The organism is Veillonella dispar (genome assembly GCF_937975875.1).
GTDB classification, from domain to species: domain Bacteria; phylum Bacillota; class Negativicutes; order Veillonellales; family Veillonellaceae; genus Veillonella; species Veillonella dispar_B.
In genome coordinates this window covers 1-11,939 of sequence record NZ_CALJSP010000058.1, presented here as the reverse complement: position 1 = coordinate 11,939, position 11,939 = coordinate 1, and the positions used below count along the sequence as shown (strand labels likewise).

General features: G+C 39.9%; 13 protein-coding genes. 2 read left to right on the top strand and 11 right to left on the bottom strand.

Going from position 1 to position 11,939, the window contains the following annotated elements:
- Positions 1 to 221: 221 nt before the first annotated feature.
- From Q7P05_RS03030 to Q7P05_RS02995, 8 genes are read right to left on the bottom strand one after another with little or no spacing between them, the layout of a single operon-like run.
- Complete coding sequence (locus tag Q7P05_RS03030) at positions 222 to 536, bottom strand: XdhC family protein (RefSeq protein WP_024066914.1); 315 nt, start codon at positions 534 to 536, stop codon at positions 222 to 224.
- Positions 526 to 1,254: an XdhC family protein gene (locus Q7P05_RS03025; RefSeq protein ID WP_303930355.1), complete on the bottom strand. Its 729-nt coding sequence runs from the start codon at positions 1,252 to 1,254 to the stop codon at positions 526 to 528. The genes Q7P05_RS03030 and Q7P05_RS03025 overlap by 11 nt, the downstream gene beginning before the upstream one ends.
- On the bottom strand, positions 1,238 to 2,050 hold the full coding sequence (gene yqeB / locus Q7P05_RS03020) for a selenium-dependent molybdenum cofactor biosynthesis protein YqeB (RefSeq protein ID WP_303930352.1): 813 nt from the start codon (positions 2,048 to 2,050) through the stop codon (positions 1,238 to 1,240). The genes Q7P05_RS03025 and yqeB overlap by 17 nt, the downstream gene beginning before the upstream one ends.
- Positions 2,047 to 2,727 (bottom strand): nucleotidyltransferase family protein, encoded by a 681-nt coding sequence (locus Q7P05_RS03015; protein WP_303930350.1) that lies wholly within the window; start codon positions 2,725 to 2,727, stop codon positions 2,047 to 2,049. The genes yqeB and Q7P05_RS03015 overlap by 4 nt, the downstream gene beginning before the upstream one ends.
- Before the next feature lie 48 nt (positions 2,728 to 2,775).
- A complete protein-coding gene (yqeC, locus tag Q7P05_RS03010; RefSeq protein ID WP_295835799.1) occupies positions 2,776 to 3,534 on the bottom strand; it encodes a selenium cofactor biosynthesis protein YqeC in 759 nt (252 codons plus the stop codon).
- Positions 3,535 to 3,575: 41 nt separating this feature from the next.
- Entirely contained in the window at positions 3,576 to 5,870 is a 2,295-nt protein-coding gene (locus Q7P05_RS03005) for a xanthine dehydrogenase family protein molybdopterin-binding subunit (protein ID WP_303930348.1), read from the bottom strand.
- On the bottom strand, positions 5,870 to 6,325 hold the full coding sequence (locus Q7P05_RS03000) for a (2Fe-2S)-binding protein (RefSeq protein ID WP_005387739.1): 456 nt from the start codon (positions 6,323 to 6,325) through the stop codon (positions 5,870 to 5,872). Before Q7P05_RS03000 ends, Q7P05_RS03005 begins: the two co-directional genes overlap by 1 nt.
- Positions 6,325 to 7,107 carry a xanthine dehydrogenase family protein subunit M gene (locus Q7P05_RS02995; protein ID WP_303930345.1) on the bottom strand — a complete coding sequence of 261 codons (783 nt, stop codon included), beginning with the start codon at positions 7,105 to 7,107 and terminating at the stop codon, positions 6,325 to 6,327. Before Q7P05_RS02995 ends, Q7P05_RS03000 begins: the two co-directional genes overlap by 1 nt.
- 154 nt (positions 7,108 to 7,261) lie before the next feature.
- Between Q7P05_RS02995 and Q7P05_RS02990 the strand changes: the two genes are divergently transcribed.
- Positions 7,262 to 8,137 (top strand): epoxyqueuosine reductase, encoded by an 876-nt coding sequence (locus tag Q7P05_RS02990; RefSeq protein ID WP_303930357.1) that lies wholly within the window; start codon positions 7,262 to 7,264, stop codon positions 8,135 to 8,137.
- Between the two features lie 229 nt (positions 8,138 to 8,366).
- Here Q7P05_RS02990 and yfbR read toward each other — a convergent pair whose 3' ends face one another.
- Genes yfbR through Q7P05_RS02975 form a run of 3 tightly spaced genes read right to left on the bottom strand, consistent with a single transcriptional unit; the run spans position 8,367 to position 10,795 of the window.
- A complete protein-coding gene (gene yfbR, locus Q7P05_RS02985; RefSeq protein ID WP_213467631.1) occupies positions 8,367 to 8,957 on the bottom strand; it encodes a 5'-deoxynucleotidase in 591 nt (196 codons plus the stop codon).
- A 26-nt stretch (positions 8,958 to 8,983) separates the two neighbouring features.
- Positions 8,984 to 9,841, bottom strand: coding sequence for a D-alanyl-D-alanine carboxypeptidase family protein (locus tag Q7P05_RS02980; RefSeq protein ID WP_156719847.1), 858 nt, complete (start codon positions 9,839 to 9,841; stop codon positions 8,984 to 8,986).
- A gap of 24 nt (positions 9,842 to 9,865) precedes the next feature.
- On the bottom strand, positions 9,866 to 10,795 hold the full coding sequence (locus Q7P05_RS02975) for a mechanosensitive ion channel family protein (protein WP_302858669.1): 930 nt from the start codon (positions 10,793 to 10,795) through the stop codon (positions 9,866 to 9,868).
- A 178-nt stretch (positions 10,796 to 10,973) separates the two neighbouring features.
- On the opposite strand from Q7P05_RS02975, the gene Q7P05_RS02970 reads away from it, so the two are divergent.
- Positions 10,974 to 11,750 carry an adenosylcobinamide amidohydrolase gene (locus Q7P05_RS02970; RefSeq protein WP_303930344.1) on the top strand — a complete coding sequence of 259 codons (777 nt, stop codon included), beginning with the start codon at positions 10,974 to 10,976 and terminating at the stop codon, positions 11,748 to 11,750.
- Positions 11,751 to 11,939: the final 189 nt, after the last annotated feature.

The following is an 11,939-nucleotide window of genomic DNA, read 5'->3' as shown; positions in this document are numbered from 1 at the left end:
ATTTATATAAGTAATAAATACCTACGGCAACGATTAAGATATCAGCAATATCAAGAAGCCTAAAGGTATGTATAAGTGCGTCAATATGCATAAAAATAGCTCCTTATACAAAATAATAAGGTACAACCAACTACTTGGCTGTACCTTATATTTTAACTCATTTTAGAAGCACTGTAAATTTATAAACAATTATAAGATATGATTTTTCTATAGTTATAGACTTAAATATTTTGTGTTTCAATCCACACATCCATCTGTCCACCACATACCATGCCTTCTTTGACAGCTACATCATCATCTAAAAGGACTTCGATACGACGATGTGCTTCTTTTTTATTCAAAGAATCAACAGCACTTAGGCGAATTTCATTTTCAGCACGACCACCACCGATAGTACCAAAGATAGATCCATCTGGGAATACTACCATAGATGTGCCAGCCTTACGTGGTGTAGAACCACGGGTAAATAAAATTGTAGCTACAGCTAATGTTTCATTTTTACGAGCACTTAAATATTCAATAAACTCACGATTCATGGCTCACTCTACCTTTCCGCAATGAGCCGCCTTTTTTACCACGCACCACTGCCAAATATTCGCTAACGATAGATAATGCAATCTCCTCAGGAGTTTGTGCACCTAATTCTAGACCAATTGGTGCATATACCATATCTAATTCTTCTTGTGTCCAACCTTGTTCACGCAATACTTCAAATGCATAATGAATGCGCTTTTGACTGCCCATAACCCCCATATAGGTTGGTAAGTAGTCGCGCAATTGTTCTAAACATACATTGTCATACTCATGAGCACGTGTAACAATGATAAAACCATTATATTCATCAAGAGGTAAATCATTTTTAAAGTTTTCTAAGGGCAAGCATTTACGAGTTACGCGTTCGTCAAAGAATTCAGGAACTACATATTCTGGGCGGTCATCTACAACAGTAACACGACATCCAATAAATAGTAATAAATCTGTAATAGCACGGCTCACATGACCAGCGCCTAATACGAGAACAGACGGATCATTTTCTACAGGTTGTACGAAACATTCAACTTCGCCTACCATGCACAAAGAATTGAGCTTTGCTTTATCTACCATAAAGCCTTCGATTGGTGTGCCATACAAAACACTACCATCTTCAGCATAAATTGCTTTATCCCCTTGACGAGGACCAGATAATACAGTAACCATCAACGTAGTTTCTGTAAGCTGAAGACGGTCTTTCATCACATCATAGATCGTTTCCATCTTGATTCCTTTCATAATCCCATGCAGTAACGGCTTCTAAAACGCCACCACCAACAGCGAGAGATTTATCTGAAATACTATAACAATGAGCTTCTTCACAACGAGCATCTACATCGGCCAATTTAAAATGGTCAGATACGATGAGCCCGCTCTTAAGAATGCCTCTAAGAATACCTGTAATTTTAGCACGTACCGGTTCTTCATCTACATAGCCAATGACTTCATTAGCTTGTACAGAATCTCCAATATGGCGCTTAGCTGTAAATAGACCAGCCTTTGGCGAGTGAATAACACGCTCATGAGTATAACCACCGACATTACCAGGAATACCCGTATTAGGTTGCGCCGGGCCATCGTAGATACAGCGACCTAAATAATGACCACGCATAGTTTCAATAACCACATCCACGTCATCTCCTGCAGTAAATCCCGGCCCTACACCAATAACGAGATCTGCATCATCACGTTTAGTACCAAGGTTCTTCTTACTTAAGATAGCATCCACCACAATGGCTGGCTTCAATGTATCTAATAACTCTTCATAGGAGCTAGTTACTACAGGAATAACATCTTGTGCCAATGTATCCTTTACTTCGCTAAGGGCTACATGACGAGCTACAAAGCGTTCCAAAATCATTTCCCCACGATGCACGGCATTGCCATAACATACTTCACGACGAATCATGGTAGGAATAGCGATTTCGTTAATCACTACCGGATAGCCTGCACGTTTCAATCTATATACAGCGCCAGAAGCGATATCTCCGCCTCCACGCATAAGCACTAATGGTTTCATAATGCCTCACTTTCACGTTGTTTCAAACGCTCAAAATCATCGGGTGTGTCAATATCATATCCAACATCGTCACGAATCCACAATTTGATAACATGGTCTTTACCATCACCACGAATGATAGTCTTGCCCCCTTGGTCCCCTTGGATATGTTGTAAATGATCAAACCAATGAGAACCAAAGAGAACAGGATTTCCCGACTGATAATTCGCCCCATAATGTGGGACGACGATAGTTTTCGAATGAAAGTTATCACTAAATGCACTAATAACCTGATGTACAACATTCCCCGTCAATAGTGGTTGATCCCCTACAGAGCAAAGAATGCCATCTAGCGGTATCGGTGATTTTTCTACCAAATGACGTACTCCTATCGCTATGGACAAACCCTGTCCACGCTCAGGATGTTCATTCCGAACTACTTCGAACCCATAGCTTGTAACAATAGGTTCCAATTTTTCATGATCATCACCAGTAACCGCTACAAAAGGTAGTTTACAGAATTCAGTAGATTTTACATAATCTTCATATCCACAATGAAGAGCCCCACAGACCGCATCTAAAACAGTTTTACCACGCCATGGTAAAAGCTGCTTATTACACCCCATGCGTTTGGATTGTCCCCCTACTAGGAGGACAATACCAATATGCAAAGGGTGACGGTCTATGGGGTCTCTCATGGGACTGAAAGCGCTATTAGATTTTGCTTTCACATAAGTCATGAGTACCTACCGACATTGAATAATGCGACGGATTTCACAACTTGCTTTATATCCATCAGCTAAGATGATAGCGGAAATGTCGCTATCTACAATATGATCAATAAAATCATCGATAATGCGATGTTGCACTGTTTCATAACCAGTACAGAATAGTATTTTTTTACCTTTACTGTATTGGAATAAGCCTTGTTTATGGAGCACAAGGTCGGCTAACATGCGAGGTGTTACAATGGCACCCATATCGCGTTTAACGATATCTTGAACGAGCTCGATATTATGTACGTGCTCATCATCTAGAGGGGCCCCTAACATTTGTAAATTCACTAGACCAATTGTAGTCTTTGTAAGAGATGGGATAACTGGCTCAGTCGTCTTAGGCGCCTTAAGCCATTTTTCCTTTGCCCCATCTGCTTCTACTACAATTTGCCAGTTCGGATGTAACTTTGCTAAACCATCGATAAGATCACAATCTAAGGAGTCCACTTTTGTTCCTGTAATTCCAGAGAACCACGCACCACAATATCCACGCAACACACGATCAGTACAATATTCATCGGCTTCATTAATATTCCGAGTATAAATCGGTTCATAATGAGCTACTTGAGATTCATAGAGTCGAGTCGTAGTCGTAACTACGATAGGCTGACCTTTCAGCCGTCCATATTCTACTAATTTTGAAAGCACAGTCGTTTTACCGCCAGCCCCAACAAGGGCCACGATTCCCGGCTGAATCAATCGATTCCAATAGGATGTTTGTGATGTCATAAAACCAGGCCTCCTTAGAAAGGAAAAGTAAATAGAAACCTCTATACTTTATATTTCTCGTCCATAGCCATAAATACCTTCTCAGGTGTCATAGGTAATGTACGAACGTCCGCACCAACTGCATTTTTAATAGCATGTTGAATAGCTGGACTAGCCGTATTAATAACAACTTCACCAATAGATTTAGCACCAAATCCGCCTGTCGGTTCATAAGACTCTACAAAGTCTACATGTAACTCACCGATATCTTGACGGGTTGGAATTTTATAAGTCATAAGGTTATTAGTCTCTAAGCGACCATTATTGGAATAACGCACATCTTCATATAGTGCCATACCGATAGCTTGTACCACGCCGCCTTCAACTTGAACGCGAGCCAATTTAGGGTTAATAACAGTACCGCAATCGATACAGGAGTATGTATGAAGAGGAATAACCTTACCTGTTTGTTTGTCTACTTTCACCTCTGCAATAGTTGCCATGAATGGAGGCGGGGATGTATGACTGCCCCATGTAGCAAAACCAGACAATTGTTCAGCGTTAACGCCTACCAATAATTTTGGAGCCAATTGATGGATATCCATTGTTTGGGAACCATCTTTTGTAGTAGCTACAACACCATCAAAGTCGATATTTTCTACATCTGTATCGAAGAATTGAGCGAACTTAGCAATAATCTTAGTGCGTAATTCTTCAGCAGCCATCTTAGCAGCCGTACCAGTTACGTATGTTGTACTAGATGCATAGGAACCTGGATCAAATGGTACGATGTCTGTATCGGATTCAACAACTGTCATGTATTCCATAGGACAGCCGATGATTTCACAAGCCATTTGAGTCAATACAGTATTAGCACCCATGCCCATATCGGAAGAACCAGTATACAATGTGTAGTTACCATCATCACCGAGACGAATTTCTACAGATGCTACATCAATGTTAGCAACACCAGAACCTTGTAATGCCAATGCCATGCCAAGGCCACCGCGATAACGTTCATCAATATCCCAAGAATGAGGGCGTTCATCCCAACGAGCCATTTCTTTTACGCGGTTTACAGTGTCTTGGAACAAACCAGAATCAAGATATTCATCTGGAGCATATACCAAGCTTTGTTCACCTTGAGCAATCAAGTTCTTTTGACGCAATTCAGCAGGGTCTACACCCATTTTGTCCGCCAAGTTATTAACAGCACACTCTAAAGGCCACAACGCTTCGGTCGCACCATAACCGCGGAATGCACCGCCTGGTGTATGGTTCATGTATACGCCTTCTGTACCGTAGTGAATTGCTGTCGCTTTATTGTATAAAGGAATGGACTTATGCTCACCAGCTGTAGTTGTAGTGAAACAGTGAGTTGCATGAGCACCAGCATCGGTAATGGAATCCATATCAATTACCTTGATAAGGCCATCTTTTGTAGCACCTACACGGATTTTCCATTCACGAGCATGACGTGTAGTAGAGCAAGTTTGCGCTTCCGTACGATCGTATAAGAGATAGCAAGGTTTCTTCAATGTCCACGCCACAAACGCTGTCATAATTTCTGTACAAGCCGTTTGTTTAGAACCGAAGCCACCGCCGATACGAGGTTTGATTACGCGAACCTTTGTCGCAGGAATACCAAGTGCACGTGCAATATGTCGGCGTACATGGAATACGATCTGCGTGGAAGATACAATAACTACGCGGCCCAATGCATCTATATAGCCAAAGCTTTGAAACGGTTCCATCGCTGTTTGGCGTGTCGCTTGGTCAAAATAAGTACCTTCTACTACATAATCACATTTTGCAAGTTCAGCCTCAATATCGCCTACTCGTTTATGATAGGATACGCAAATATTGCGTTTATAATCTTGACCTACAGGGATATTATTGTGAATATCATCTTCAGGGTGAACTACTGTTTCATGGTCGATAGCCGTATGCATATCGAGTACAGGTTTTTGTACTTCGTATTCAACCTTGATTAGAGGCATCGCTTTAAGTGCTGTAGCTTCATCTTTTGCCACAATAAGAGCTACTTCATCGCCTACATAGCGAACTACAGGATCCAAGATGAGAGCATCATAAGCAGATGGCTCCGGATATGTTTGACCGGCCAATGTAAAGCGAGTATTCGGCACATCTTCATGTGTGAAGATTGCTTCAACGCCTGGAATCAATTTAGCTTTAGATGTATCGATAGATTTAATACGTGCCTGTGCATGAGGGCTACGAAGTACCTTAATAACGAGCGCATCTTTTGGAACAAAATCACCTGTATAAGATGGTTTACCAGACAAGATACCTTTATAGTCAACTTTGTCATAGGACTTACCGATGTGCTTATTCATTATTTCAGGCCTCCTTCTAAGAATTTACGAACCCCTCGAAGTTGTGATTCATAGCCAGTACAACGGCACAAATTACCGATGAGGTACTCGCGGATTTCATCATCACTAGCCTTTGGATTTTTACGTTTCAAGTTGATTGCACTCATCATCATGCCAGTTGTGCAGAAACCACATTGGTCAGCACCTTCACTAGCAATACAATCCGCTAATAATTCAGCCTCTTCTTGTAAGCCTTCTAATGTAGTAATTTTGTGACCTGGTGCACGGAATGTAGGGTACGCACAAGACAAGATAATTTCGTCATCTACCCATACAGTGCAAAGACCACAGTTTGTTGTGTCACAGCCACAACGTACGCTGTAATAACCAAGATTACGCAATGTATCCAACAACATTTCATCAGTTGGCACATTAACAGTTACATTTTTATTATTAATATTAAGTACTAATTCCATTATTGTGCCACCTCCTTAGCCAAGCGTTGAACCATTGCTTTTACCATTTCCATTCGGTATTCTTTGGACGCATGAGAGTTAGATTGGTATACCAATTCTTCAGATGCTAATTGACCTGCTTCTTTTGCTACAACCAATCCTTTTTCTGAAAGTAGCGCACTTGCTTGTTCTGCTAATTGAGGCACGCCAGGTCTTGTACCGATGTACAATTCAACGCTCTTATCATCACGGCGAATAGCACCTGTCAACACCGGGAAGTCACCACGAGAGATACGTAGAGCTTCAACAGCTACAGGTACGTCTACTTTAGGAATGCGAATTTCCACGAGGATATCACGTTCTCTGTATTTCATATAATCTTGCATGGACATGCGGCCACCTTTAAAAGTAACGATGTCTGCATGTACTGCCATTAATGCAGGAATAATGTCGGAGAAGCCGAAGCGGCTTGCTACAGATCCACCCATAGTAGCAGTGTTGCGGAATTGAATGCCAAGAATTTCTTTAACACCTTTAACAACAGCACCACCACAGAATTGTTGTAATGGCTCAAAACGTTCCACGTCGCCTTGCGTTGCCATAGCACCAATGACAAATTCGTTATCCTCTTCGCGAACATAACGCAAGTCAAGACTAGCCATATCAATCACTGCAGGCCATGTGCGTCGACCTAAACGCAACCAGCAGCCGCCAGCTAGCATTGGGGCAGTTTTGTTTTTTGTGGCTAATTCATAAGCCTCTTCCACCGTCTTCGGTTGTAATACTTTCATAAATGCTAACATAATCTGTCCTCTCAATGGTATACTAATACTAACAGAACTGGATGATAACCACAAAAATACAGATATCACCGAACTACAAACTTAGCAGGAATCTATAGAATTCCTCACGTTTCTTATACTTTTATTTTACCAATTATTCGCCACTAAATCTATGATGAAAGATATAAATTTACAGGAATTTTGCAAAGAATTACATATTTATGAATTTGGGATTGCCCCTTGGCCTCTACCTGAAAATGCAAAAACCATTTTGTACGAAACTAATCCCTGTCCATTTACAGCTGCAGATGTGGAGGAACGACTACTAGGAACAACTGAGTTCACACCTAAAAGTGCTATTGTCTGTCTCTTTCCATACTACGTAGAACATAATGGTCCATCCAATCTGTCCCGCTATACATGGGGCACAGATTATCACCTGGTCATTAATGAATATTTAGAAAAACTTATTGAAAAATTACAAAAAATAAATACTTCAGCTCAGTTTTCTATACATTGTGACACCTCTCCCTTAGCAGACCGTTACATGGCATACTTAGCGGGCCTTGGCTTTTATGGCAAAAACAATTGTTTTATCAGTCCTAAATGGGGATCCTACGTAGTAATAGGAACGATATTAACCACCTTAGAATTTGAGCCGAACACACCACTTGAACAATCTTGCATGGGTTGTAATCGTTGTATTACCGCTTGTCTAGGTCAATGCTTAGGGCACGAAGAATTCAAATATGATACTTGTAAAAGCTACTTAACCCAGAAAAAAGGAGAACTCACTGACCAAGAACAACATATTATAGCTAAAACTCCATTAGTATTTGGTTGCGATGTATGCCAAGAGGTGTGCCCCCATAATCAAGGTATTCCCACAACACCAATTCCCGAGTTCCAACAAATCGAACCACACATCGATATTGATGAACTAGAAATGCTTACAAACAAAGAGTTCAAAGCTAAATATGGGCACCGGGCATTCTCGTGGCGTGGAAAAAAAATATTAATGAGGAATCAAGAAATTATAGAAGGTAAATAAATATTATAATTTGTTATGCTTTATAATATCTTTGTAAGCTTTACAGGCTTTGACATCTGTTTAGCAAAAACTTATAATAATATAACAGAGATAGCTAGATGCCTAGGAACGTCCAGCTCATCTCTAAAACTTTATTTGAGATGTAAAATGGCTGTGACGTCTATTAAGATGTTATGGCTATTTTTATAGAATAAAAAGAGACGACCGCTAGTCGTCTCTTTTTTAATCATTATTTGATTTCGTAGTAATTTAGCTCATCCAAGCTTTTACCAAGAGCAGGCATATAAGTCTCAAGGAACATATCTACTTCTGGCATGTTGAGTGCTTTCAGTTTAGCCAAAATGGAGTCATGTGCTTCTTTAAACTCATCGTTCCCTGCCTTGAGTTCGTTTACACATTTCATATAGGCCGAAATTGTATCTGCCGCCTTAACGATAGGCCACTCAGGATTATCCTCTGCATCTACTATGAAAGGCTTATAAACAGCTTGTAATCGTTCTGGCAAGGTAGATAACATTTTCTCTTGTGCTAATGTTTCAACTTCACCATACAGTTCACGAAGTTTTGGATCAAAATATTTAATCGGTGTTGGCATGTCGCCTGTAAAGATTTCACTCACCTCATGATACATGGCAATGACCGCTACCTTATTAATGTCCACATTACCACCAAAGTATTCATTTTTGAGAGCTGCTAAATTGTGAGCTACCATCGCTACTTCGAGGCTATGTTCTTGAATATTTTCAATTTCTGTATTACGCATGAGGCTCCATCGATTGATAAAGCGCATCCGTTTTAAAAAGGCAAAGAATGAACTCATATATCCCCCATTACAAAATAGTTTCCCTAAATAACTCCACGAAGTTTAAAGCCGTAATCAAGGAATTGTACTGCTTCTTCCCAACGGTTATCATCGTTAAGCATGACTACAATCATAGTATGACCATTACGGGTAGCCGATGCAATCAAGCATTCCCCTGCAGCATTCGTAAAGCCAGTTTTTAAACCATTAGCACCGGGATATTTATTGCGAATGAAATGGTTTGTAGTGCGAATTGTTTCTGGCGTACGGTTTTGATAAGGCACCTTATAATAATCATTGGCTACTTTATCGCGGAACATTTGGTATTTCATACCATACGCTGCAATCATCGCCAAGTCACGAGCCGTAGAGTGATGGCCCATTTGTGTCAAACCATGAGGATTTAAAAATACACTATTTTTTGCCCCTGCTTTTGCAGCAACGCGATTCATGTCCTTTGCAAAATTCTCTACAGAGCCACTTACATTTTCTGCTACTACAACGGCCGCATCATTACCGCTGGCAACCATCATGCCTTCAAGAACGCCTTCCAAGGTAATTTGATCACCAACGCGAACCCCCAGATTGGATTCCTCCATACTAGTGGCATAACTACTAATAGTCGCCAGTTCATCAAGTTGTGTACCTTTGAGTTCTAGAGCTGTTAACAATGTAACCATTTTCGTAGTGCTCGCAGGATGCATCCACTTATCAGGATTCTTTGCAAATAGGATTTCTTTTGTATCCGCATCAATGAGAACAACAGCCTCACCTATCGTAGATGGTGGCGCAATATACGCCGCATGAGAAACACTAGTACCGAAAATAATAGCGCCTATAAAGGCTATCATCAAAATAAGTCGTTTCCAAACTATACAAACATTAGTTGTTAAAGATATCATATATCTCACTTTCTGTATCACATATTAACTTTCAGGGTTATCATCAATGGCAACATCCGTTCCACTTGCCTTTTTCTTAGTTCCCTTAATTTCACCAGTAGAGTTATCTACATTTTGAAGATATACAACACGTTGAGGATATGGAATGTCGATACCATATTTATCGAACGCATCTTTTACATCAGACATAATTCCATATTGCACATCTAAGAAGTCTTTCGACTTAACGCGTGCATAGGCAGCAATGCGTACAGAGTTATCGCCAAATTCAGAAATACCAATTTCCATGTTTTTAGGATTGAGTACACGTTTATCAGCAGCAAAAATATTTTTTAAGATTTTAATTGCTTCATGATGATTATTGTTATAACCAATATCAAAGACGAACGGGATAACCCTTTCGTGGGTATAAGCAATATTAGTTATGGCTTGGGAGGTAAGGATAGAGTTTGGTATATACACATTTTTTTGATCTTTAGTAGTGATAATAGTATACATAAATTGAATAGACTTAACACTACCTACAGTATCTCCAACTTGAATAACATGACCTGCTCTAAAAGGCTTAAATATAAGAATTAATAAGCCTGATGCCAAGTTAGATAAGTTGTTTTGTAAGGCCAAACCAATACCTAAACCAAAGGCACCAAAGGCTGCTACAAAGGATGTAGTAGGAACACCAATTTGATTTAAGCAAATCAATATTAGACCTACTAGCAATGCATAATTGATGATCTGCGTAATAAAGCTCATCGCAGCAGAGTCATAAGAGGCCTTAGTCATAATACGGACAGCAAAGGTTTTCACCCATTTAATAGCATAACGACCTACCCAAAATATAATAAGAGCTAATAATATATTGCCCGCTTGAGAAAAGAACCAGTCTCTAAATTGAACTAGAATATTAGCATCTTTAAAGATCAGCCCAGATATTGTACTTAAGATATCTGACACAGTAAACCTCCTTAGTATCATTTTATAACTAAAGCTCTATACACTATAAATAAACACTATTAAATTTAGTAACAGTATATCTATATGCTATAATTTTACATATACATTTACAAAATGATAGTAAAGTTATTATATCGTTATATTACATATATAACAATCTAAATCTAGGGAGACTTACATGTTCAACAATCCATATGAAGCACCACAAGAGCTTGCAACAGGAGGTCATGTAACGCAAGAATCAAATTCCGTTACAGTACACTTTGACGACATCCATTATTCCTTATCTAGTGGTCAACTCAATGGTGGGTATCACCATACGTTAGCTGTACGAAATCAACAATTAACTTATCAGATTGAAACAGAAAAAGATTTACCTGGTGGATCTGTAGCAAATTATTTAGCCCAAGAATTCGAGCATATCGATACACCTGTTCATTTTAGTACAGCACTGCTCACCTCTGCTACAATGAACCTTCACGCATACGCCAAGGTCGAGGAACACGATACGATTGTGGAGACCATCGTTACTGCAGGCTACGAAAAAACAGCCCATCGTGCAGGCACAGGGTATTGCTATGAAGAACGGGACGGAGCGTTTGTGACGCCTGGCACAATCAACATACTAGTCTTTACAAACAAGGCTTTAACAGATAGTGCCATGGTGAAAGCCATCATGACAATTACGGAGGCTAAAACCGCAGCCCTCCAAGATTGGGGTGTTGAAAGTGTACGCCTCTATCCATTTATTAACGAAGATATTCCTGAAGCAATTACAAAAGAACGCAAGACTTCTGCTACAGGAACATCCACAGACGGTATCATTCTCACCATAGATACAAATGGTGATGTGCTAACAGATGCCGGCTCATTCTCCCTATTTGGAGATACATTGGCTAAGGCTGTTTATATAGGTATACAACGGGCCTTAGAAAATGCTATTGGCGCCGAATAAAAAATACGCATCCTAGGCGAAATAAAAAACCGCACATCCTAGGCGATCGGGATATGCGGTTCATTGTATATAAAACTGTTACATACAGTATAATATTTGAAAATGAATATCAAATTAAGATTTGAGATTTTTTCTCAAATCTTTTTTTATTGTACGCCGAATAGGCATGACTAAACCCCCAGTTAAACT

Bases quoted from the DNA above. Each gene is read 5' to 3' on its own strand.
- yfbR (WP_213467631.1), bottom strand. From the start codon at position 8,957: ATGAGTTCATTCTTTGCCTTTTTAAAACGGATGCGCTTTATCAATCGA.
- Q7P05_RS03005 (WP_303930348.1), bottom strand. From the start codon at position 5,870: ATGAATAAGCACATCGGTAAGTCCTATGACAAAGTTGACTATAAAGGT.
- Q7P05_RS03025 (WP_303930355.1), bottom strand. From the start codon at position 1,254: ATGGAAACGATCTATGATGTGATGAAAGACCGTCTTCAGCTTACAGAA.
- Q7P05_RS02995 (WP_303930345.1), bottom strand. From the start codon at position 7,107: ATGTTAGCATTTATGAAAGTATTACAACCGAAGACGGTGGAAGAGGCT.
- yqeC (WP_295835799.1), bottom strand. From the start codon at position 3,534: ATGACATCACAAACATCCTATTGGAATCGATTGATTCAGCCGGGAATC.
- Q7P05_RS02990 (WP_303930357.1), top strand. From the start codon at position 7,262: ATGAAAGATATAAATTTACAGGAATTTTGCAAAGAATTACATATTTAT.
- Q7P05_RS03015 (WP_303930350.1), bottom strand. From the start codon at position 2,727: ATGAGAGACCCCATAGACCGTCACCCTTTGCATATTGGTATTGTCCTC.
- Q7P05_RS03030 (WP_024066914.1), bottom strand. From the start codon at position 536: ATGAATCGTGAGTTTATTGAATATTTAAGTGCTCGTAAAAATGAAACA.
- Q7P05_RS03000 (WP_005387739.1), bottom strand. From the start codon at position 6,325: ATGGAATTAGTACTTAATATTAATAATAAAAATGTAACTGTTAATGTG.
- Q7P05_RS02980 (WP_156719847.1), bottom strand. From the start codon at position 9,841: ATGATATCTTTAACAACTAATGTTTGTATAGTTTGGAAACGACTTATT.
- Q7P05_RS02970 (WP_303930344.1), top strand. From the start codon at position 10,974: ATGTTCAACAATCCATATGAAGCACCACAAGAGCTTGCAACAGGAGGT.
- yqeB (WP_303930352.1), bottom strand. From the start codon at position 2,050: ATGAAACCATTAGTGCTTATGCGTGGAGGCGGAGATATCGCTTCTGGC.